The organism is Pseudomonas tremae, assembly GCF_023278125.1.
Classification (GTDB): domain Bacteria; phylum Pseudomonadota; class Gammaproteobacteria; order Pseudomonadales; family Pseudomonadaceae; genus Aquipseudomonas; species Aquipseudomonas tremae.
This window is the reverse complement of record NZ_CP066270.1, coordinates 2,295,265-2,316,504: the sequence shown is the minus strand read 5'-3', so window position 1 is coordinate 2,316,504 and position 21,240 is coordinate 2,295,265. Positions and strand designations below refer to the sequence as shown.

Here is a 21,240-nt window from a genome sequence, read left to right as displayed (position 1 = left end):
AGAAACGCCCCCAGACACCCGAGCCGCTTCATATAAAAGGAATTGACCATGCTTCTCGCTGATCAGGATGCTCGCTGGTATCTGATCCAGACCAAACCACGTCAGGAAGCGCGCGCCGCAGAGCATCTGCAACGCCAGCACTTCGAGTGTTACCGGCCACTACAGGCGACTGCAAAAAGGTCCGTCGCCAGGCTGCAGAATGAAGAAGCGCTGTTCCCCGGCTACCTGTTCATTCGCATGGACCAGGTGCATGACAACTGGTACCCGATCCGTTCCACACGTGGCGTCTCACGCATCGTGACCTTTGGCGGTCAGCCCGTGCCGGTTCGGGACGCGCTGATCGAGCAGATCCGCCAGCGTCTTTCTGCGCCATCGGCGGACACCCGGTTTACCCGGGGCGACATAGTGCTGATCAACACCGGCAGCCTGAGTGCAGTCGAGGCGATTTTCCTGACAGCGGACGGCAGCGAACGCGCGGTCATTCTGCTCAGCATGTTGCAACGCCAGCATCAGGTGGTGCTGCCCATCAGCAGTCTGTCACGGGTACAAGCCAGGGCCTGAGGCTCACCACGCCAACAGACACTGCCGCCTTCACGCGCTCATCATCCGCCCTCCGCACCGGAACCGCACCATGCCCTGTCAGACCACCCTGGTGACGCTCACCTATGGTGACCGTTTCGACTATCTGCACACGCTGATCAGCCGCTCGCTTCAGAGCACGTTGATCAGTCGGGTCATCATCGTCAGCAATGCTTCTGTCGCACCGTTACAGACGCTGTGCGAAGAATGGCCGGACAAGGTTCAGGTGATCCGGCTTGCGCACAATACCGGTTCGGCCAACGGTTATTCGGTTGGCATAAAGGCAGCGCTCGACGCCGGGGACGACTACATCTGGCTGATGGACGATGACAACGCGCCGACCCTTGATGCCATTGAAGTACTGCACAGAGCCCTGCACGAAAAGACGCAAAGCGGCGGGAATGACAACACCGCAGTGCTCGGATTTCGTCCGACTCACCAGGCCGACGTTGCCGCCGGAGTTCCGCTGCGTTACGCCATTCAGCGTCGCTCGAGCTTCTTCGGTTTTCACATTGCCCAGTTGCCCTACAAGATATGGCGCCGCTTGCCTTTCAGGCGGTCCAGGGCGGCCAGCCCCTTGCCAGAAATGGTGCAAATTCCCTTCGCGACTTACGGCGGGTTGCTGGCCCATCGCAGCCTCTACATGAAGATCGGCCAGCCACTGGATGCGCTCAAACTGTACGTGGATGACAGTGAATACACTTGGCGGATTACCCAAGGCGGCGGAAAGCTGTTTCTGATAACCGGCGCACGGCTTGATGACCTGGAGGACTCGTGGAACATCAAGGCCCGCACCCGCAACGTCTATGAAAACTACCTGCTGGGCGGATCGGATCTACGCGCTTATTACGCAGCGCGCAATCAGGCATGGTTCGACAAGTATGTCTGGGCATCCTCCGCGCCGAGCCATCGACTCAACCGGCTGGTCTTTCTCTGCATGCTGAGCCTGTGCGCACGTCGTCATAACGCCATGCAGCGCCTGCACCTGCTGAGAAAGGCCATACGCGAGGGCGAAGCTGGCGTATTGGGCCTGAACAGGTCATACCCGCTATGAAAATCCTCTTTGTCAGTAGCCTTTACGCGCCCGATATCGGCGGCGGAGCGGAAATCATCCTGCAGCGCACCGTCGAGGGGTTGCAGCAGCGCGGTCATACGGTGGCGGTGCTGGCCACCTCCGATAAGCCTGGCCTGCAACTGGCGAAGGTCAATCGTGTCAAGGTCTATCGGGCCGGACTGCTGAACAGTTACTGGCATTTCAGCGCTCAACGACCTGGCCGTCTGGCGCGGTTGGGCTGGCATTGGCGTGATCGCTACAACAGCGGCATGCGCGACTACGTCGGTCAAGTGATGGCAGCTGAACAGCCCGAGCTCGTGGTCTGCCATAACCTGACCGGCTGGTCGGTGTCGGCATGGGACGAAATCAGCGCAGCCGATTGCCCTGTCGTGCAGGTCCTGCACGATTTTTACTTGCTGTGTCCGGGCAGCACCATGTTCAAAAACGGTCAGAGCTGTCAGCGGCAGTGCCGGGTGTGCTCGCAGTTTCGCAAACATCACGCTCGACAATCGGAGCAAGTCAGTACAGTCGTGGGGGTGAGCCGTTTCATGCTCGACACCCTTCAAGCGCAGGGCTATTTCAAGGGCGCACGAGGCTATGTGGTGCATAACGCCAGTCCGTTTTCACCCCCGCTGCACGAGTTGCGCACACCACCGGCGGATAAAGCCCCACTGCGCTTTGGCTATCTGGGCACGCTGTCGGAAAACAAAGGGGTGGGATGGCTGATCGATCAGTTCCAGCATTTGCCCTTCGACGCCACCCTGAAGATCGCCGGGCGTGGGCAACTGGCTGACGAGATACGCTTGCGGGCCAGGGTCACATCACCCCGGATCAGTTTCGTCGGCTTTCAGCAGCCCGATATTTTCTACCGTCAGATCGATGTCGCGGTCGTCCCTTCGATGTGGAACGAGCCATTCGGCCTGGTGGCTGTGGAAGCCTGTGCGCACTCCCGCCCAGTGATTGCCAGCCGCATGGGCGGGCTGACGGAAATCATTCAGGACCCTCTCAACGGCCTGCTGTGCAGCCCCGATGATCCTGACTCGCTGGGCCTGGCGATGCTCAAACTGCATCAGCAACCCGAGCTTCTCGCACGCCTGGGCAGTCAGGCGCGTAACAGTGTCGCGTCCCTATTGAACCTGGACCTCATGCTGGATCAATACGAAAGCATTTTTGCTCAGACGCTTCAGGACCGCATCACCTGGCGCAGCGTACGCACGTAGTTTCAGTCCTGCTCAATGGACATCTTCGACCTCATGGGCACCGGGCAAGGCGCTCGTACTCCAGCCAAATCACCCTCACCAGCAGGAAGCTTGAGATGATTTTCATCAATTCACGGTTTCTCACCCAGGACATCAGTGGTGTGCAGCGCTATGCAGAACAGATGTGCCGGGCGTTGAAACGCCTGCGCCACGATCTGGTTTTTGTTGCCCCGCGCGCGATCAGACTGCATGAGTGTGCCCGTGCGCTGGATGCGCAGCGTGTCGGCTATACCACCGGTCATTTATGGGAGCAGATCGATTTGCCGCTGTACCTGAAGCGCCGGGGCAGCCCGCTGCTGATCTCGATCAGCAACACCGGCCCTATGTTCTACGGCAACCAGATAGCCACTCATCACGACATCAACTATGTGCGTTATCCGCAAAGTTATACCCGGCTGTTTCGCCTGGTCTACCGGACCATTACCCCAGTCCTGCTGTCGCGGGCCAGAACCCTGCTGACCGGCAGCGTTTTTTCCAAAACAGAGATCAGCTCTTTCTACGGATATGCCGAAGACAAGGTGCTGGTCGTACCCGCAGCGGTCAGCGATCAATTCATAGCGCGTCCGGTCGTGCCTGACCGGCCGAAATATTTACTGGCAGTCTCATCGCCCGCTGCGCACAAAAACTTCAATCGACTGATCGAGGCGTTTCTGAGCCTGCGTGGTCACGCGGATCTGCAACTGCATATCGTCGGTGCGGCAAGCGGCGTGTTCGCCGATCCGGACCTGCAGCGCCTGGCCTGTCGTGACCCTCGCATCCGCTTTCTGGGTCGGCTCAGTGATGCCGAACTGATCGAGCAGTATCAGGGGGCAATCGCCTTCGTCTTCCCGTCGCTGTACGAGGGTTTCGGCATTCCGCCGCTGGAAGCGCAGGCCTGCGGCTGTCCGGTGCTGGCTGCCAATGCCGCCTCGATTCCTGAAGTGCTGCAGAACAGCGCGCTGTATTTCGATCCTCTGGACGTCAGCCACATGGCGGCGGCAATGCGCCGCGTGCTGGTCGACGCCCCGTTACGTCAATCGCTGCGTCTGCGGGGGCTGAAAAACGTACAACGTTTTTCCTGGGAGCTTTCCGCGAAGCACCTTTCCCGGCATATCGACACGCTGCTGGAACCCGTGGTCGATGCGCACGGCGAGACATCGCATGACCATCGCACATCTTCAGACGAGCCCTGAGTCGACACCTGTATTGCCGGACACATTGCCGCGTCTGCGACAGCGTGAGCACATTGAGCAAGGAACGCCCATGAAAATTGCTATCGTCCATGACTGGCTGGTGACTTATGCCGGCGCCGAACGCGTACTCGCGTCACTGATCAATATCTGGCCTGACGCGGACCTGTTTGCCGTGATCGATTTTCTCAACGATCAGGACCGCCTGCACCTGCGCGGCAAAAGGCCGAAAACGACGTTTATCCAGAATCTGCCTGGTGCCCGAAAACACTACCAACGCTACCTGCCGTTGATGCCGCTGGCCATAGAACAACTGGACCTGTCCGCTTATGACCTGATCATCAGCAGCAGCCATGCTGTGGCCAAAGGCGTGCTCAGCGGTCCGGGGCAGCTGCATATAAGTTATGTGCATTCACCCATCCGCTATGCCTGGGACCTTCAGCACCAGTACCTCCGGGAATCAGGGATGGTCAAAGGCATCAAAAGCCGGCTGGCACGCATTGTCCTGCACTACATCCGGCTGTGGGACCAGCGCACCTCGACCGGTGTAGACGCGTTCATTGCCAATTCCGGGTTTGTCAGCGCCCGCATCGAAAAGGCTTACCGGCGAGAGTCCACGGTCATCTATCCACCAGTGGACACGCTCGGCTTCACCGCGCATGGCGCTCGTCAGGATTTCTACCTCAGCGCTTCACGCATGGTGCCTTACAAACGCATGCCGATGATCGTCGAAGCGTTCGCCGCTATGCCGGAGAAGCGCCTGATCATGATCGGCGAAGGGCCTGACCTGGCCAAGGCCCGCGCCATTGCCTGCCACTCGCCCAACATCACGCTGCTGGGCTTTCAGCCGGCTGCCGTGCTGCTGCAACACATGCGCAGCGCCAAGGCTTTTGTGTTTGCCGCCGAGGAGGATTTCGGTATCAGCCCGGTCGAGGCTCAGGCCTGCGGTACACCGGTGATTGCGTTCGGCAAGGGCGGCGTGCTGGAAACAGTCCGCGGGCTCGATCACCCGCACCCGACCGGCGTGTTTTATCGACAACAAACCGTCGCCTCACTGATCGCCGCTGTTACCGAGTTCGAAGCAGAGCAGGCACGCATCACACCAGAGGCCTGCCAGGCCAATGCCGAGCGATTTTCGGTGCTGCGCTTCGAGCAGGAAATCCAGGCGTTCGTCGAAAGCCGCCTGGTGACGGCCCACCTGCTTCATCTGGCGCGCCTGCCTCAGCCAGATTGGACCGCCTATACCGGGCCAGTAGGCAGCGACCTGCCGGGCCGCGTCGTTCCCATCAAATCCGTGTGAGGGAACCGTCGATGGCTACGTCCGTTCGCGGCATTCTGCATGCCCATCAATCGGCACTGTCACTCGCCCATCGTCTGCTGGACCTGACAGTTATTGTATCGATCGGTTACTGGCAAACCGGGCTGACGACGATCAACATCACCGAGACCTGGTTTCGCATCCTCCTGGCAGTGCTGTTGTTCCACTGGTTCAGCGAATATCACCAGTTGTATGGCTCCTGGCGCGGCGAACGTATCCTGCGCGAACTGACCAAGGTCTTCAATTACTGGGCACTGAGCTTTGTCATTCTGCTCTCGTTGAACTACCTGCTGCTAAAGCGTCTGCAGATGCCGGATAACGAGCAGATGAGCTGGTTTGCCTTGGTCCTTGGCGCGCTGTGCGGCTATCGACTGTTGATTCGCCTTGCACTGCACACCCTGCGGCGAAATGGTTTCAATACACGTCGGGTGGCGATCGTCGGGACCGGTCAGGTGGGCGAACGGCTGGCGCGCTCGATCTCTCTCGCACCGTGGATGGGCCTGAAACTTCTGGGTTTCTATGACGCCCATCCGCAGCAAATGCACCCGGACGCCGGCACACGCCGCCTGCCGGTACTGGGTGACCTGGAACAGTTGATCTTAGACGCCCGCGCCAATCGGATCGACAAGGTGTACATCACCCTCGCCTTCAGTGCCGAACCGCAGTTGCGCGAGTTGATAACCGGACTGAGCGATACCACCGCATCGGTGTATCTCGTCCCGGACGTGTTCATGTTCGACCTGCTGCACGCGCGCAGTGAAAGCATCAACGGCCTGACCAGCATCAGTATTTTCGATTCACCCATGGACGGAGCCTGGAGCCTGGCCAAACGTTTCGAAGACATTCTGCTGTCCAGTCTGATTCTGGCAATAATCGCCCTGCCGCTGCTGCTTATCGCCACGGCTATCAAACTCACTTCGTCCGGCCCGGTACTGTTTCGCCAGCGGCGTTACGGGCTGGACGGCAGGTCGATCATGGTCTGGAAGTTTCGCAGCATGAGCGTGCTGGAAAACGGTGACGTGGTGACTCAAGCCACCCGCAACGATTTACGAATCACACCATTGGGCGCCTTTCTGCGGCGCACTTCACTGGATGAACTGCCGCAGTTCTTCAACGTGCTGCTCGGTGAAATGTCCATCGTCGGCCCCCGTCCTCATGCCGTTGCGCATAACGAACAGTATCGCAAGCAGGTCAGCGGCTACATGTTGCGCCACAAGGTCAAACCCGGCATTACCGGCTGGGCACAGATCAACGGCTGGCGTGGCGAAACCGACACGCTGGACAAGATGCGCAAGCGGGTCGAATTCGATCTGGACTACATCGAGCACTGGTCGATCTGGCTGGACCTCAAAATCATTCTGCTGACGCTGCTCAGAGGGTTCGTCAACAAGAACGCCTTCTGACTATTCCCTTCTCCCCCGATCAATCTCGGACCTCGTACGCACAAGGAGCCACACCCCATGATGAAAGGAACCCGGATATGAATCGGACGTTAGTTGCTTTACTGCTCGCCAGCTTGACGCTACAGGGCTGTGCCTTTGCCCCCGGTCAGCATATGACGCAGGACGACGTCACCCTCAACGACCCTGAAGAGCCCAGGGCGCAGTTGGTCGAAATGACCCCGAACAGTTTGCGACACCAACAGCAACGCGCCATCGCAGACGCCAGGGCTCTGCCGCAGGAACTGCTTGACTACAAGACCCCGGAATACGTGATAGGGGCTGGCGATACCCTGCTGGTTACCGTGTTCGAGCACCCGGAGCTGACAGCGCCGGGATCGCAGGACCAACTGGATGCGAACACCCGTGAGGTGCTGAACGACGGCACACTCTATTTCCCCTATATCGGGCGGATTCGCGCCAGTGGCAAAACCGTCAGCGAGGTCCGCGAGCAACTGCGCATGGGCCTGGCGCCTCAGTACACCGAGGTCAAGGTCGACGCCAAGGTGCTGCGCTACAACAGCCAGCGCATATTGCTGTCAGGCTCATTCAAGGTGCCCGGCCCGCAACCGATCACCAATATTCCATTGAGCCTGGTGCAGGCAGTCAGCGTGGCAGGGGTCGATCTGACCGACGCGAATCTGGCCGGGTTGACCCTGCGGCGTGATGGTCGGGACTACCTGATCGACATTGACTCGCTGAACCGCGAAGGCTCGCAGTTGAGCAGGATATTTCTCAAGGATGGCGATTACCTGCATTTGAACAGCAACTCGAGAAACAAGATTTACGTGCTGGGCGAAGTCCGCAACCCTCAGGTCATCTCTTTCGGCACAACACGCCTGACGCTGCTGGAGGCACTGGGCAACTCGGGTGGCTTGAGCCCGGACAGTGCAGACGGTAATGCGGTGTACGTGATACGCGGTGCGGAAAACTTCGCCGATGCCGCCTCGACCGTCTACCACCTCAATGCCAAAAAACCCACTGCGTACCTGCTGGCCGGGCAATTCGAGCTCAAGGCCCAGGACGTAGTTTTCGTGGGCCCGGCTGACATTACTCGCTGGAGTCGCTTCATCAGTCAGCTGCTGGGTTCGGCCAGCGTCGTGCAGACCGGTGCCGCCTTTCGCCGCTGACCTCTCGCCGACGTCGCTTACTGTCCCTGCAACCCGCGTTGCGGGGATTTTTTTGTCTTAGTCAGCGAAGCCTGACTGTTGCTGAAGCAACAGCCTTGCAACAGTTGTTTGCAAAAGCGTCAGCAATCGGCCATTCCAGCCACACTGCGGGCGTTGGGAAACCCCTGTATTTCGGAGGCTGCGAGACGATTTTACGGGACTGGCACACAAGCTGCTTTGCAGAGGGACGCTTATCGCAAGGAATTCCCGCATGCTCGTCGTTTCACTCTCAGGCAGTCCGTCTCCCAAATCCCGCTCCGGGGTAGTCCTGGCCCACGCAAGCAGTTGGTTGCAAGAACAAGGCGTTGAAGTCACCACATTGCGCATTCGCGACTTCAATGCCGAGGACCTGCTGTTCGCCCGTTTCGACAGTCCTCAAGTGCTGGCTTTCATAGAAGCGGTCAGCCAGGCTGATGGTGTTCTGATCGGCACGCCGGTCTACAAGGCGTCGTTTTCAGGCGCACTGAAAACCCTGCTCGACCTGCTCCCGGAACGTGCCCTGCACGGCAAGGTGGTCTTGCCACTGGCAACGGGTGGAAGCATTGCACACATGCTGGCCGTCGATTACGCCCTCAAACCGGTGCTCTCGACCCTCAAATCACAGGAAGTGCTGCACGGCATCTTCGCCATCGATACTCAGATAACCTACGGCGACAACGAACAAGGCGGCACGCTCGACGACACGCTCACCGAACGGCTGCATGAAGGGCTGGAACACTTCTACCATGGCCTGCAGCGCAGGCTGCAGGCGCGTCACAAACAGGCAGGCGGGCATCTGCAACTGGCGTTGTAACGACAGGCTCAGTGCTCGACGAACAACGGGTACAGTGAGGCCACCAGCAAGGCGGCCATCACACCGTTGAAAATCCTCAGCCCAAGGGGGTCGCGAAGCACATTGCGCAGCAGGCTGCCAAAGCCTGCCCAAATCCCGACACTGGGCAGGTTGATCAACGCGAAAACCGCCGAGATCACCACCACGTTATAAAAGTAGCCCTGCATGGGCGTGTACGTGCTGATTGCCCCGATCGCCATGATCCACGCCTTGGGATTGACCCACTGGAACAGCGCGGCGTTAATGAAGCTGAACGGTTTGCCTTTGCTTTCGACGTTTTCGGAAGCAGGCCCCGATGTCGCAATCTTCCAGGCGAGATACACCAGGTAGGCAGCGCCCACATAGCGCAGGATCGTGTAAAGCATCGGCCAGGCCCTGAACACACCGCCCAGTCCAAAGCCCACGGCCAGCACCAAAACAAAAAAGCCGATGGTTATGCCCAGCATATGAGGGAGGGTTCGGCTGAAACCGAAATTAACGCCGGAAGCCAGCAGCATCATGTTATTCGGCCCGGGGGTCACCGATGTCACGAAGGCGAACAGTGCAAAAGCGAGGAGTAAATCGAAAGAGAGCACCATGAAGCCTGTCCGTAGCAGTGAGTCAGGCGCTCACCCTATCGGAGACGTTGTCAGAAACAAACGGACAGTTGGCTGATCATTATTACCGTACAGTTTCACGCAGCACGCTTATCAAGCAGGCTGTCAGCCTTGCGGGGGTTGAGTGATGGCACCCAGATCAACGCTGGTTTCGCCGTCGTCATCGAACTCACGCGCTTGCTGGATCTGAGGGTCTGCAAGCAATTGCGCCTTGCGCGCCTGGTATTCGTCAAATGACAAACCGCGACGGTTCAAATCTTCCAGCGCGAGCTGATGGCTTTCCTCAGTGCTGAATAGACGCTGCTCGGTGGCATGATGAGTGGAGCAGCCGGAAACCAGCGCAACGGTAAATGTCAGGGCAAGCGCAAGGGCAATTTTATGGTTCATCTGGGAGCCTCCGGTCGGGCGTCATTTCGGCGATGAAGCAAGGTTACGCCTGCCCCTGCTGCAGCAAAAATCAACCGCCGTGATAGTGTCTATCGACTTTCCCGAGCATTCTCTATCAGCACCTCGCGCAAGGCCTGCGCAGCGGCTGACAGCTTGTGGTCGGCCAGCATCAGCAGCCCGATACGCCGCTCGATTCGCGGTTCGACCAGCGCAATGCAGCGCGCGCCCAGTTCCTGCATCTGCCCGATACACAGCGATGGCACCGCACTGACGCCCAAGCCGTTGGCCACCATCCGACCGATAGTGGACAACTGATGGCTTTCGAACGCCACCGAAAGTTTGCCGTGCCCAGGTTCTATGGCCTGCTCCAGCAACAAGCGCACGGCGGAGGGCCGTTGCAGCGCAATGAAATCTTCACGCAGCAGTTCGGCCCAAGACACCTCGGCGCGCTCGGCCAACAACGAGTCGCTGGCGACCACCGCCACGAAGCGATCTACATAAAATGGCGTGAACAACAAGGCGCTGCTCGATTCCGGTTCGAAACCGATACCCAGTTCAACGCGGCGATGGCGGACCATTTCCAGCACTTGCTCGTTGATCACGTCATGCACCGCGACATTGACCCTCGGGTAGCGACCGCGGAACACCTTCAGCGCTCCAGGCAGCAGATTGCCCGCGAACGATGGCATGGCGGCAATCGAAACCCGCCCCATTTGCAGCGTAAACCGCTGGCGCAGTAGTTCTTCGGTGTTGTCCCAGTCTGCCAATAGCTGGCGAGCCAGTGGCAGCAGGGTTTCGCCTTCAGGCGTCAAACCGACACTGCGCGTGGTGCGCGTCAACAATTGCCCGCCAAGATCCTCCTCCAGCCCCTTGATGGTCAGACTCAGCGCCGGTTGCGAGACATTCAGCCGCTCACCGGCCTGAGCAAAACTGAGGTACTGCGCCACCGCCACGAAAGCCCGGAGTTGTTTGACGTTCATATATTTATTTTTCTTATCAATTGATCATAAAAACAAAATTAACAAATCAGTGCTACAGGGAGAAGATGCAAGCCATTAGATCTTCAAACAGCGCGACTGATGGTCAACAACTATAAAAGGCGGATCAATCATGGCTGGACTCGATAAACGGGTAGCAACCTACGAAGAGGCCCTTGCCGGGCTGACCGATAACATGACGGTACTCTGTGGAGGCTTCGGCCTCTGCGGCATCCCGGAAAACCTGATCGCACAGATCAAACGCATGGGCATCAAGGGCCTTACGGTTGTTTCCAACAATTGCGGTGTCGACGGCTTCGGGCTCGGCATCCTGCTGGAAGACCGGCAGATCCGAAAGATGATTTCCTCTTACGTGGGCGAGAACGCCTTGTTTGAACGGCAACTGCTCAGCGGCGAGCTGGAAGTGGAGCTGACCCCACAAGGCACGCTTGCTGAAAAAATGCGTGCAGGGGGCGCCGGTATTCCTGCGTTCTACACCGCGACTGGGTACGGGACACCGGTGGCAGAAGGCAAGGAAACCCGTCAGTTCAATGGTCGCAACGTGATTCTGGAAGAAGCCATCACGGGCGATTTCGCATTGGTCAAAGGCTGGAAAGCCGACCACTTCGGTAACGTGATCTATCGTCATACCGCGCAGAACTTCAATCCGGTGGTGGCCACGGCAGGCCGGATCACGGTGGTCGAAGTCGAAGAAATTGTCGAGCCTGGTGTACTGCTGCCGACTCAGATCCACACCCCGGGGATCTACGTCGACCGCATCATACAGGGCACATTCGAGAAACGTATCGAGCAGCGCACCGTCAGAAAATCCTGATTGCGCGGCTTCTTCGACATACAACAACAAAGAGATTTCAGACCATGGCACTTTCCCGCGAACAAATGGCGCAACGCGTCGCCCGCGAACTCAAGGACGGCTATTACGTGAACCTCGGCATCGGCATTCCAACGCTGGTTGCCAACTACGTGCCGGACGACATCGACGTCATGCTGCAATCAGAGAACGGTCTGCTGGGCATGGGCGCATTTCCGACTGAGGAAACCATCGACGCCGACATGATCAACGCTGGCAAGCAGACCGTAACCGCACGTATCGGTGCATCGATTTTCTCTTCAGCCGAATCCTTTGCCATGATCCGTGGCGGGCATGTTGACCTGACCGTGCTGGGCGCCTTCGAGGTGGACGTCGAGGGCAATATCGCCTCGTGGATGATCCCCGGCAAGCTGATCAAGGGCATGGGCGGCGCGATGGACCTGGTGGCGGGAGCCGACAACATCATCGTGACCATGACCCATGCTTCAAAGGACGGCGAATCCAAACTGCTGCCGCGCTGCAACTTGCCGCTGACCGGCGCGGGCTGCATACGCAAGGTGCTGACCGACCTGGCGTATCTGGAAATAGAAAATGGCGCCTTTATCCTGCGCGAACGCGCCCCCGGGGTCAGCGTGGAAGAAATCATTGCCAGAACCGCAGGCAAATTGATCGTGCCGGATGACGTGATCGAGATGAGCTTTTAAGGGGTGGCCGAGAGACACTATCGCTCCCACGCTCCGGCGTGGGAGCGCCGTTCTGGACGCTCTGCGTCCACTTCGGGTGTTTAGATATTCCCTGATAATAATTACAAAAAGAGGTGCCTCTGATGGCCGCCAACATCGAAGAAAGCCGTTCCGCCCGATTTGCCCTGCGATGCGCCGCCTGGGCTGAACGCTGGTTTCCCGACTCATGGGTATTCGCCGCACTGGCGGTGGTCATCGTCACGCTGGCGACGCTCGCCATCGGGGCAAGACCGGCAGAGGCCGCGAAGGCATTCGGAGACGGGTTCTGGAGCTTGATTCCGTTCACCATGCAAATGGCTTTCGTGGTTATCGGCGGTTATGTGGTCGCCAGCTCGCCGCCCGCCGTGCGCCTGATCGACCGTCTGGCACGAGTACCCGGCAACGGCCGCTCTGCGGTGGCATGGGTGGCGCTGATTTCCATGCTGGCCTCGCTGCTCAACTGGGGGCTGTCACTGGTATTCGGGGGTTTGCTGGTTCGCGCCCTCGCCCGTCGCACCGACCTGCGCATGGACTATCGCGCTGCCGGTGCAGCCGCTTACCTGGGGCTGGGCGCCGTGTGGGCGTTGGGGCTGTCATCTTCTGCCGCGCAGTTGCAGGCCAACCCTGCCAGCCTGCCGCCGTCGATCCTTTCGATCACCGGCGTCATTCCCTTCACTGAAACCATCTTTCTCTGGCAATCCGGCATCATGCTTGCAGCACTGGTGGTGGTCTCGCTGATCGTCGCCTACGCCACCGCCCCGGGCCCGAACAGTGCTCGCGACGCCAAGGCATGTGGCATAGACCCGGCGTTCAATCTGCCACCTCTACCTGCCAGAACCCGACCAGGCGAGTGGCTCGAATACAGCCCGCTGTTGATTATCCTGATGGTCCTGCTGGGCGCAGGCTGGCTGTTCAGCGAGTTTTCCAGCAAACCGGCGATCACCGCGATCTCCGGCCTGAACACCTATAACTTCTTGTTCATCATGCTCGGCGCGCTGTTGCACTGGCGGCCACGCAGCTTCCTCGATGCAGTGGCGCGAGCCGTACCCACCACTACCGGCGTGCTGATCCAGTTCCCGTTGTACGGCTCGATCGCCGCTCTGCTGACGACCGTCAAAGGTAGCGATGCGCAAACCCTTGCGCATTACATCTCGACTTTCTTCACCAGCATTGCCTCTCACGACACCTATGCGATCCTGATGGGCATCTACTCGGCCATATTGGGGTTCTTCATCCCGTCAGGGGGCGGCAAGTGGATCATCGAAGCCCCTTATGTCATGCAAGTGGCCAACGACCTTCAGTACCACCTTGGTTGGGCGGTGCAGATCTACAACGCTGCCGAAGCCCTGCCAAACCTGATCAACCCGTTCTACATGCTGCCTCTGTTGGGTGTCCTGGGCTTGAAAGCGCGGGACCTTATCGGCTTTTCGTTCGTACAGTTGCTGGTCCATGCGCCGCTGGTACTGTTTCTGCTATGGGCGTTGGGCACGACATTGACGTACACGCCACCGGTCATGCCCTGACGTCAAAGCTGACCGAACGAGTAGTCACGCTCGACCTTGCAGACACGCGTGGTAAAGGCCTGATACCACTGCGCGCGACCCCGCTCGCGAACCTCGGTATGTTCGGCCTGTTGTTTCCAGGCCAGAATCGCTGCTTCGTCGGTCCAGTAGGACACCGTCACTCCCAGCCCGTCTTCACCGCATGCCGATTCCACGCCAAGAAAACCGGGCTGCCGGCTGGCCAGTTCGACCATTCGTAGCGCAGCCGACGCATATGCCTGATGCTCATCAGATTTACGCAGCGAGGTGAACACCACCGCAAAGTATGGTGTGGGGAACCGTGCCGCAATCACGATTCATTGCTCTGTGCAGCCGTGAGGCAGGCGCGAAGAAATGCATCGACCAGAGGTGCATTCCTGCCCGACAACGCAGCCCGCTCCGGCTGGAACAGCGTGGCCACAAAGAATGGGTGGCCTTGCAATTCCATGCAGCGCACATCGCCCTCCGGCCCTCGCCCGCTGACCTTGAGGGCAGCGCCGAACAGCGACGATTCCAACTCGCGACGCAGACCGTAGCGACAGTGATAACGCTCTTCGATATCGAGCGTGCGGTAAGCCTGAGCAATCAGCGTGTCGGGTTGCAGATGAATCGGTGCCAGCGCATCGACCAGCGAGCAGTCGAGCGGCTCGATGATGACGTTTGCGGCACCAGGCGAGGTTTCGCCATGCTCGGCGTCTGCCCAGCCCAGGCCATTTCTTGCGTACTCGACCAATGCATGCTGAAAACCGCCGCAGGACCCCAGGAACGGCACCCGCCTCTCCCGGGCAAAGCGAATGGCAGTCAGCGCACCCTGCATCTGCAGATACGGGCTGCCGGGCACGCACCACAAACCGTCGAACCGGCCAAGACCCGAACCGTCGCCGATCTGTGGCGTCGGCAGACACTCAATATCAACCTGAACCTGCAATACATCGGCCGCCATCTGCAAAGCCAGAGGGATCGCCCGATGCGCTGGCACCTCGGCGATAAAATCCCCCACCAGCCCGATGTGTATGCTTCTGACCGCTTTAGCCGCAACGCCCATGCCCTGCTCCCTGTCCATTTATGTGCAATCGGAACGGACTATAAACAGGCAAAAGTGCAATCAGAATGGGCGGCTCGGCAAGACACTGCATGCAGCGCTGCAAGGTCTCATTCGCTGACCGGCGTGAGCACCGGCTGCCCGGAAAAGAACGCCAACAGGTTATCGTTTACCTTTTGCACGCTGTCTCTCGAAGCCTCGGGCGACAAACCTCCCACATGAGGCGTCAGCACGACGTTGTTCAGCGTTTTGAAGACATCCGGCACGTTGGGCTCATCGTCGAAAACATCCAGCGCAGCCCCGGCGATCTGCTCGGTCTGAAGCGCATTGACCAGCGCGTGAGTATCTACAACGCTGGCCCGGGCAATGTTCACCAGAAAACCTTCGGCGCCCAGCGCTTCCAGCACCTGAGCATCGACCAGATGCAGGGTGCTGTTGCCACCGGGCGTGGCAACCACCAGAAAATCCGACTCGGCAGCCAGCGCCTGCGCAGTAGCATGCCAGGTGTAAGGGCATTCGTTGCGCGGCTTGCGGTTGTGGTAGCCGATGACGATGTCGAAAGCCGCCGCACGTTTGGCGATGGCCAGCCCCACGGCCCCGAGCCCGATGATGCCCAAGCGCTTGCCTGCCATTGATGGTCGCACGGCCTTGCGCCACTCGCTGCGCCTTACGGAGGCGTCCGCCTGAGGAATATCGCGTACCAGCGACAACAGCAGTGCCAACGCATGATCGGCCACCGTGTCAGCGTTGACGCCGGCGCCGTTGGTGACGGCAATACCGCGCTCTTTGGCGGCAGGCAGGTCGACCTTCTCGTAACCTGCCCCGCTCACGCAAATAATGCGCAGGTGTGGCAACGCATCCATTTCCTCGGCAAAGAAACCCAATGGCCCGCGTGTCACAACAGCGCTGATCGCTTGACCATGGGTGGCTATCGCCTCGGCACGCTTCTCCGGCGTAGGAGCACGAATCAGCTGAAAGCCACTGTTTTCCAGAATCGGCAAATACGTGTCCAGGTTCTCGACCAGCACCAATACCGTTGTCATGTACGCTCTCGCTCGATCTGTAAAACGCTGACAGTAACGCGACTCGACGCATTTGTGCAGCGTCAATGAGGTTCGTTTGAAAAAGCGTTCGCGATAAGGCCACACGTTCATGAAGCGGACGCATTTGCCGGACAGACTGAGTGACAACCGACCTCGGCAATCCGATTGTGCGCTATCGTTGCTCGCAGCGACGTGCCAGCGGCACCATCGACTGACGCACTCGGACGCCCTCTCCAGACTAGGAACCATACGCCCATGCAAGGATTTTCCATCACGCTGTCAACACGCACACTCCTGGCTGCGGCTGTCATGTCGAGCCTGATGTTGTCATCCGGGATGGCAGCGGCGGGGGATGCTCCGGGCAAAGTGTTGAGCGAAAAATACGGCCTGCCCTGGCCCGCAGCGATCGCCCATCGCGGTGCCTCGTTCGACGCACCCGAAGAAACCATTCCGGCCTATACCCTGGCCCGCGACCTGGGCGCGGACTACCTGGAGATGGACATCCAGCGCACCAAGGATGGCGTGCTGATTGCCCTGCACGATGACGTGCTGGAACGCACCACCAACGTTGCCGAAGTGTTTCCGACGCGGGTCAAGGACCCGGTCAGCACCTTCACGCTGGCGGAACTCAAGCAACTGGACGCAGGTTCATGGTTCAACAAGGCTTACCCTGACCGCGCTCGCGCAAGTTACGCCGGGTTGCAAATCCTCACGCTGGACGAAGTGATCGATATCGCCGAGGGCGGCGCCAACAAGCCAGGGCTGTATATCGAGACCAAGGTGCCGAACAAATTTCCCGGTGTCGAAGCCGACCTGAAAAAGGTCCTGACCAAGCGTGGCTGGCTAAGCGAGCGACCTGCTGCCGCCGCCGGCCAGGTCAACGTCGCGCATATGCCGGGCCGTGTGGTCCTGCAGACGTTCGAGAAACAGAGCCTGGAACTGCTGCAAAAAGAAATGCCGAACGTCCCCAAGGTACTGTTGCTGTGGATTGGCGAAGGCTCGATAGAACCGAAATCCAACGTTGCCTTCAAGGACTCGGGGTTCAAGGACAAGGCCAGCTATTACGCTGCACAGGAAGTCAAATCGCCGCAGGAATTCGAAAACTGGATTGACTGGGCCAAAGCCCACGGTGCCATCGGCACAGGCCCTTCGTCGCAGTTGGCCAAGGGTGGTGACCAGAGCTACATGGACTTGGTCAAACCCTGGATGAACAACCTGACCCACGAGAAAGGCATGGTCATTCACCCTTACACGGTGGACGATGCAGAGGACTTCAAGCGGATCCGCAACGATGGCGCAGACGGCTTTTTCACTAACCGCACCGCCGAACTGTTGAAGTTCTACGGGCGGCCAGCGAAAGAAAGCATTGATGCGATTCTGAAGCGCAACGGCTATTGACCGACGGCAGGCCGCATCCGACGATGCGGCCGTTCAGTCAGTCATCAGAAATCGATAGTACCCGAGAGTTTCAAGGTGCGTGGTTCACCCTGAGTCAGATAGCCGCCGTTGGCCGACGCCCAGTAATCCTTGTCCATCAGGTTTTCGACGTTGGCACGCAGGGTGACATCCTTCTGTGCGACGTTGAAGGTGTAGCGTGCGCCCAGATCGAAGCGGTTCCAGGTCGGAATGCTCAGGGTGTTTGCCGCATCTACATACTGCCCACCGGTGCGCAGCATGCGCGCACTGATGGCCGCGCCCTCGATACCCGGCACGTCCCAGTCGGCGCCAGCATTAAACTGGAAGGTCGGCACGCCGATCGCCCTGTTTCCGTCATCGCTGCCACCTGAAGTACCACTCACCTCGGTGTGCATCAGAGTCAGGCCAGCCAGCAAACGCAAGCCGACGACCGGCTCGCCGAAGACGTTCATTTCGACGCCGCGGTTACGCTGGTCACCGTCGCGGACATAGCGCGTGCCGAGACCGTCCTGAATCTGATACCCGTCAGTCGGTTGCTCGATGCGATACACGCCCAGGCTAGTGCCAAACGTGCCCATATCCAGTTTCACACCTGCCTCTATCTGCTTGGAACGTGCAGGTGCGAAAACCTGGCCGGGGTTGATCGTCACAGTGCTCGGCGCAGTCGGCCCCTGAGCAAGACCTTCGATGCGGTTGGCGTAGAACGACACGTACTCCCAGGGCTTGAACACCACGCCGTAGACTGGCGTGGTGATTGCCTGGTCATACAGAGCATTGCGCGAGCCACTGTTGTAGTCATAGCCCTGAACCTGCAGTTGCTGGCGACGCAAGCCTGCCGTGAGCAGCAGGCGATCGTCGAAAAAGCCCAGCGTGTCGGAGAACGCTACGCTGCGCATCCGGCTCTTGCCCGTGATACCGGGATCGTTCATATCGCCTGCGGTGAAACTGTCGAGTGCCGGGCGCTCCTGGGAAACGGGGTCGTAAAGGTTGTTGCCGGACGTGCTGCCGAACAGGTACGCACCGCGCTGCTCGGTCCAGATACCGGACAGGCCGAAGTTGACCTTGTGGCTGACCGAGCCGGTCTGCAGCTTGCCGTTGATCCCGGCCATAGCGGTTTTGTTGTCTTCGTCGTGCGGTATCGAAGATGGCGAAGCTGTGGTGTTGCCAGCTGCGTCAATGATGGTCGGCGAGCCGTAGATACCGTTTTCACGGGTGTGCTTGGCGCCAGCTGCGGCGTACAGCGTCCAGTCATCGTTCAGGTCGTACTCGGCCCGAGTCATGCCGAAAGTGTCTTCGATTTCGGTCCAGGTCCAGTTCGGCGCGTAGTTGGTGTCGGAGTCTGGCGCATGCGGTACGCGGGTCAGCCCGCTGGCGACGAACACCGCGTTGCGGCTCTGGTTAATACGCTGTTTCTGATACGCGAAGTCGCCGGAAATGCGGAAGTCGTCACCCCGATAATCAAGCCCAAGGGCGAACAGCTTGCTGCGATGCTCTTCATCTTCGACCCCGGTTTCACCTTCGCGTTGAGACAGGTTCAGGCGTGCGCCGAATTGATTGCCTTCGCCGAAGCGCTGGCCGAGGTCGAGATGCTCGCCGACCCGGCCGTCGCTGCTGATGTCGGTGGTAAACCGGCGCGTCGGTGTGTCCTTCGCGCGCTTGGGTTGCAGGTTGACGCCGCCGCCGATGCCCGAGCCGGTTGGCGTAACGCCGTTGATGAAGGCGTTCGGCCCTTTGAAGACCTCAACCCGCTCCAGCGCATCGGTCGATATGATCTGGCGCGGCAGTACGCCATAGAGGCCGTTGTAGGAAATATCATCGGTGGCCAGTTTCAGGCCACGAATGACAAATATCTTCGAAGCGTTGGCGTAGCCGCTTGACTGGCGCACCGACGCATCATTGAACAGCACGTCCCCGACGTCCTCGGCCTGCTGGTCTTCGATCAGTTGCTCGGTGTAGCTCGACATGGTGAACGGCACGTCCATCAGGTCGGCATTACCCAGCACCCCAAGCTGCCCGCCACGGGCAACCTGACCGCCTGCGTATACTGGCGGAAGGTCATGCGGGGCAGTCTTGTGGGCGCTGATGTCGGTTTCTCCAAGCACCATTGGACCACTTTGTGGGCTAGCCGTGGCCGAGGCTGCCCAGGCCGGAGAACCAACTGAACAGCAAAACGCGAGCAAAGTAAGGCGCATCGGGAACGATGGGGTGTGCATTAAAAGGTCCTGCTGACGAGATGAGCGAGATCGGAAGAAACCTTCCTGGAAATGACCGACTCAAGGGAATGCGAAATGCTATCAGATGTTACTGGGAATGGTTATCGTTCATTTCATACAGGAAGTTGCAAGCCTGGCCATAGGCCTCCATGCGATGGAGCTTTTCCATCGCTGGCATTACAGGGGTCGCAGACAACGACCAGCCCCCCCCATCGCACTGCAATGCCTTGAAACAGGTTGACGACAGCCACCTGCAGGCGACTCTCGTGTAAGCTCGTACCCTGTTGGTTTTCCCATCGAGAGGCCTATGCAGTCCACTTTCAGACGCTCGACCCTGGCAGCGCTTCACGGTTTTGCCTTGCCGAGCGATGCAATCTCCATCGTTCCTTCTGCCGCCGACTACCGGCGCTGTCTGCTGGAGAAGATCGCTTCGGCCACTCGCCGCATCTATATAATCGCTCTGTACCTGCAGCAGGATGAGGCCGGCCAGGAAATTCTTGACGCCTTGTATGCTGCCAAGAAAGCCCGTCCAGAGCTGGATGTAGTAGTGCTGGTCGACTGGTTTCGCGCGCAGCGTGGCCTGATCGGTGCCGGACGCCAGCCGGGCAACTCGACCTGGTATCAGGCGCAGAACCTGGAATACGACGAAGAGGTGCCGATCTACGGCGTGCCGGTGCAGACCCGTGAGCTGTTCGGTGTATTGCACCTCAAAGGCAGCGTTATCGACGACTGCGTGATCTATTCCGGCGCAAGCATCAACAACGTTTACCTGCACAAGCTCGACAAGTACCGCCTTGACCGCTACCACCTGATAGAAAGCGCGCCGCTGGCCGACTCCTTCCAGCAACTGGTGCAGCAGGAAATCCTGCCGTCCCCTGCCGTGCATCGTCTGGACCTGCAGTCACCGCCGACCTCTCGCAGCTTGCGCAGTGAAATTCGCGCCTTTCGCGGTGATCTGAAGCGTGCTGCCTACGATACATCCGCGGGCGACAAGGAAAACGGCCAGCTGCGAGTGATCCCGCTGCTGGGCGTCGGCCCGCGCAACAGGCTCAATCGGGTGATCTGCGACCTCATTGCCTCGAGCAAGATCCAGTTGACCATCTGCACGCCGTATTTCAACCTGCCGGTGGCAGTGACTCGCGAGATCAACCGGGCACTCAAGCGTGGCGTGCATGTCGACATCATCATTGGCGACAAGACCGCCAATGACTTCTTCATCGACCCCGACGAGCCATTCAAGGTGATATCGGCCCTGCCCTATCTGTATGAGATCAGCCTTCGGCGCTTCGCCCAGAAACACCAGAAGGCAATCGCCCAGCATCGTCTGAACGTGCACTTGTGGAAGCATGGGGACAACACGTTCCACCTCAAGGGCATCTGGGTCGATCAGCGCTACACCTTGCTGACCGGCAACAATCTGAACCCGCGCGCCTTCAATCTGGACCTGGAAAACGGTCTGTTGATCGATGATCCGCAGGCGCAGTGGAGCGATCCGCGGGAAGCCGAAATCGCCCATCTGATGCGCAATACGCAACGAGTCAATCAATACGATGAACTCGATACGCTGGCCAATTACCCCGAGGGCGTACGCAAATTCTTGCGCAGGGTGAGTCGCGTCAGGGTCGAGCGCTTGTTGTACCGGATTCTCTAGT

General features: G+C 59.1%; 20 protein-coding genes. 13 read left to right on the top strand and 7 right to left on the bottom strand.

Features of this window, described 5'->3' with window-relative positions:
• The first annotated feature begins 48 nt into the window (after positions 1–48).
• The 8 genes from rfaH (at position 49) to ssuE (ending at position 8,780) form a co-directional block, all read left to right on the top strand.
• On the top strand, positions 49–561 hold the full coding sequence (rfaH, locus tag I9H09_RS10605; protein WP_122312835.1) for a transcription/translation regulatory transformer protein RfaH: 513 nt from the start codon (positions 49–51) through the stop codon (positions 559–561).
• 70 nt (positions 562–631) lie between these two features.
• On the top strand, positions 632–1,633 hold the full coding sequence (locus I9H09_RS10600; RefSeq protein WP_122324760.1) for a glycosyltransferase: 1,002 nt from the start codon (positions 632–634) through the stop codon (positions 1,631–1,633).
• Entirely contained in the window at positions 1,630–2,853 is a 1,224-nt protein-coding gene (locus I9H09_RS10595) for a glycosyltransferase family 4 protein (RefSeq protein WP_122347271.1), read from the top strand. The genes I9H09_RS10600 and I9H09_RS10595 overlap by 4 nt, the downstream gene beginning before the upstream one ends.
• 95 nt (positions 2,854–2,948) lie before the next feature.
• Positions 2,949–4,064, top strand: coding sequence for a glycosyltransferase family 4 protein (locus tag I9H09_RS10590; protein WP_122312838.1), 1,116 nt, complete (start codon positions 2,949–2,951; stop codon positions 4,062–4,064).
• Between the two features lie 70 nt (positions 4,065–4,134).
• Positions 4,135–5,361 carry a glycosyltransferase family 4 protein gene (locus I9H09_RS10585; RefSeq protein WP_122312839.1) on the top strand — a complete coding sequence of 409 codons (1,227 nt, stop codon included), beginning with the start codon at positions 4,135–4,137 and terminating at the stop codon, positions 5,359–5,361.
• Positions 5,362–5,372: 11 nt separating this feature from the next.
• Positions 5,373–6,782 (top strand): undecaprenyl-phosphate glucose phosphotransferase, encoded by a 1,410-nt coding sequence (locus I9H09_RS10580; RefSeq protein ID WP_122312840.1) that lies wholly within the window; start codon positions 5,373–5,375, stop codon positions 6,780–6,782.
• Positions 6,783–6,859: 77 nt separating this feature from the next.
• Positions 6,860–7,948: a polysaccharide biosynthesis/export family protein gene (locus tag I9H09_RS10575; RefSeq protein WP_122347272.1), complete on the top strand. Its 1,089-nt coding sequence runs from the start codon at positions 6,860–6,862 to the stop codon at positions 7,946–7,948.
• A 250-nt stretch (positions 7,949–8,198) separates the two neighbouring features.
• On the top strand, positions 8,199–8,780 hold the full coding sequence (ssuE, locus tag I9H09_RS10570; RefSeq protein WP_024691417.1) for an NADPH-dependent FMN reductase: 582 nt from the start codon (positions 8,199–8,201) through the stop codon (positions 8,778–8,780).
• 8 nt (positions 8,781–8,788) lie between these two features.
• Here ssuE and I9H09_RS10565 read toward each other — a convergent pair whose 3' ends face one another.
• The 3 genes from I9H09_RS10565 to I9H09_RS10555 form a co-directional block, all read right to left on the bottom strand.
• Complete coding sequence (locus tag I9H09_RS10565; protein WP_024691418.1) at positions 8,789–9,397, bottom strand: LysE family translocator; 609 nt, start codon at positions 9,395–9,397, stop codon at positions 8,789–8,791.
• Positions 9,398–9,520: 123 nt separating this feature from the next.
• Entirely contained in the window at positions 9,521–9,802 is a 282-nt protein-coding gene (locus I9H09_RS10560; protein WP_122347273.1) for a hypothetical protein, read from the bottom strand.
• Positions 9,803–9,891: 89 nt separating this feature from the next.
• A complete protein-coding gene (locus I9H09_RS10555; protein ID WP_024691419.1) occupies positions 9,892–10,782 on the bottom strand; it encodes a LysR family transcriptional regulator in 891 nt (296 codons plus the stop codon).
• A gap of 130 nt (positions 10,783–10,912) precedes the next feature.
• On the opposite strand from I9H09_RS10555, the gene I9H09_RS10550 reads away from it, so the two are divergent.
• The 3 genes from I9H09_RS10550 (at position 10,913) to I9H09_RS10540 (ending at position 13,856) form a co-directional block, all read left to right on the top strand.
• The gene (locus I9H09_RS10550) at positions 10,913–11,614 is read left to right on the top strand and encodes a CoA transferase subunit A (RefSeq protein ID WP_005890569.1); all 702 of its coding nucleotides are present in this window, start codon (positions 10,913–10,915) and stop codon (positions 11,612–11,614) included.
• A 44-nt stretch (positions 11,615–11,658) separates the two neighbouring features.
• Entirely contained in the window at positions 11,659–12,315 is a 657-nt protein-coding gene (locus I9H09_RS10545) for a CoA transferase subunit B (RefSeq protein ID WP_005890568.1), read from the top strand.
• Positions 12,316–12,437: 122 nt separating this feature from the next.
• On the top strand, positions 12,438–13,856 hold the full coding sequence (locus I9H09_RS10540) for a short-chain fatty acid transporter (protein ID WP_122347274.1): 1,419 nt from the start codon (positions 12,438–12,440) through the stop codon (positions 13,854–13,856).
• A gap of 2 nt (positions 13,857–13,858) precedes the next feature.
• Here the strand turns inward: I9H09_RS10540 and I9H09_RS10535 are convergent, their stop codons facing one another.
• From I9H09_RS10535 to I9H09_RS10525, 3 genes are all read right to left on the bottom strand, one after another.
• Complete coding sequence (locus tag I9H09_RS10535; protein ID WP_122347275.1) at positions 13,859–14,188, bottom strand: antibiotic biosynthesis monooxygenase family protein; 330 nt, start codon at positions 14,186–14,188, stop codon at positions 13,859–13,861.
• Positions 14,185–14,919, bottom strand: a complete 735-nt coding sequence (locus I9H09_RS10530) for a CTP synthase C-terminal region-related (seleno)protein (protein WP_122347276.1) — start codon at positions 14,917–14,919, stop codon at positions 14,185–14,187. Before I9H09_RS10530 ends, I9H09_RS10535 begins: the two co-directional genes overlap by 4 nt.
• 107 nt (positions 14,920–15,026) lie before the next feature.
• Positions 15,027–15,959 (bottom strand): 2-hydroxyacid dehydrogenase, encoded by a 933-nt coding sequence (locus I9H09_RS10525; protein ID WP_055003064.1) that lies wholly within the window; start codon positions 15,957–15,959, stop codon positions 15,027–15,029.
• A gap of 255 nt (positions 15,960–16,214) precedes the next feature.
• On the opposite strand from I9H09_RS10525, the gene I9H09_RS10520 reads away from it, so the two are divergent.
• A complete protein-coding gene (locus tag I9H09_RS10520) occupies positions 16,215–17,357 on the top strand; it encodes a glycerophosphodiester phosphodiesterase (protein WP_122347277.1) in 1,143 nt (380 codons plus the stop codon).
• Between the two features lie 44 nt (positions 17,358–17,401).
• Here the strand turns inward: I9H09_RS10520 and I9H09_RS10515 are convergent, their stop codons facing one another.
• Positions 17,402–19,588, bottom strand: a complete 2,187-nt coding sequence (locus I9H09_RS10515; protein WP_122347278.1) for a TonB-dependent receptor — start codon at positions 19,586–19,588, stop codon at positions 17,402–17,404.
• A 307-nt stretch (positions 19,589–19,895) separates the two neighbouring features.
• Between I9H09_RS10515 and pssA the strand changes: the two genes are divergently transcribed.
• A complete protein-coding gene (gene pssA, locus I9H09_RS10510; protein WP_024689737.1) occupies positions 19,896–21,239 on the top strand; it encodes a CDP-diacylglycerol--serine O-phosphatidyltransferase in 1,344 nt (447 codons plus the stop codon).
• Position 21,240 lies beyond the last annotated feature (1 nt).

Bases quoted from the DNA above. Each gene is read 5' to 3' on its own strand.
- I9H09_RS10580 (WP_122312840.1), top strand. From the start codon at position 5,373: ATGGCTACGTCCGTTCGCGGCATTCTGCATGCCCATCAATCGGCACTG.
- I9H09_RS10520 (WP_122347277.1), top strand. From the start codon at position 16,215: ATGCAAGGATTTTCCATCACGCTGTCAACACGCACACTCCTGGCTGCG.
- ssuE (WP_024691417.1), top strand. From the start codon at position 8,199: ATGCTCGTCGTTTCACTCTCAGGCAGTCCGTCTCCCAAATCCCGCTCC.
- I9H09_RS10590 (WP_122312838.1), top strand. From the start codon at position 2,949: ATGATTTTCATCAATTCACGGTTTCTCACCCAGGACATCAGTGGTGTG.
- I9H09_RS10530 (WP_122347276.1), bottom strand. From the start codon at position 14,919: ATGGGCGTTGCGGCTAAAGCGGTCAGAAGCATACACATCGGGCTGGTG.
- I9H09_RS10555 (WP_024691419.1), bottom strand. From the start codon at position 10,782: ATGAACGTCAAACAACTCCGGGCTTTCGTGGCGGTGGCGCAGTACCTC.
- I9H09_RS10600 (WP_122324760.1), top strand. From the start codon at position 632: ATGCCCTGTCAGACCACCCTGGTGACGCTCACCTATGGTGACCGTTTC.
- I9H09_RS10575 (WP_122347272.1), top strand. From the start codon at position 6,860: ATGAATCGGACGTTAGTTGCTTTACTGCTCGCCAGCTTGACGCTACAG.
- I9H09_RS10525 (WP_055003064.1), bottom strand. From the start codon at position 15,959: ATGACAACGGTATTGGTGCTGGTCGAGAACCTGGACACGTATTTGCCG.
- I9H09_RS10550 (WP_005890569.1), top strand. From the start codon at position 10,913: ATGGCTGGACTCGATAAACGGGTAGCAACCTACGAAGAGGCCCTTGCC.
- I9H09_RS10565 (WP_024691418.1), bottom strand. From the start codon at position 9,397: ATGGTGCTCTCTTTCGATTTACTCCTCGCTTTTGCACTGTTCGCCTTC.
- rfaH (WP_122312835.1), top strand. From the start codon at position 49: ATGCTTCTCGCTGATCAGGATGCTCGCTGGTATCTGATCCAGACCAAA.
- pssA (WP_024689737.1), top strand. From the start codon at position 19,896: ATGCAGTCCACTTTCAGACGCTCGACCCTGGCAGCGCTTCACGGTTTT.
- I9H09_RS10585 (WP_122312839.1), top strand. From the start codon at position 4,135: ATGAAAATTGCTATCGTCCATGACTGGCTGGTGACTTATGCCGGCGCC.
- I9H09_RS10595 (WP_122347271.1), top strand. From the start codon at position 1,630: ATGAAAATCCTCTTTGTCAGTAGCCTTTACGCGCCCGATATCGGCGGC.
- I9H09_RS10560 (WP_122347273.1), bottom strand. From the start codon at position 9,802: ATGAACCATAAAATTGCCCTTGCGCTTGCCCTGACATTTACCGTTGCG.
- I9H09_RS10545 (WP_005890568.1), top strand. From the start codon at position 11,659: ATGGCACTTTCCCGCGAACAAATGGCGCAACGCGTCGCCCGCGAACTC.
- I9H09_RS10515 (WP_122347278.1), bottom strand. From the start codon at position 19,588: ATGCACACCCCATCGTTCCCGATGCGCCTTACTTTGCTCGCGTTTTGC.
- I9H09_RS10540 (WP_122347274.1), top strand. From the start codon at position 12,438: ATGGCCGCCAACATCGAAGAAAGCCGTTCCGCCCGATTTGCCCTGCGA.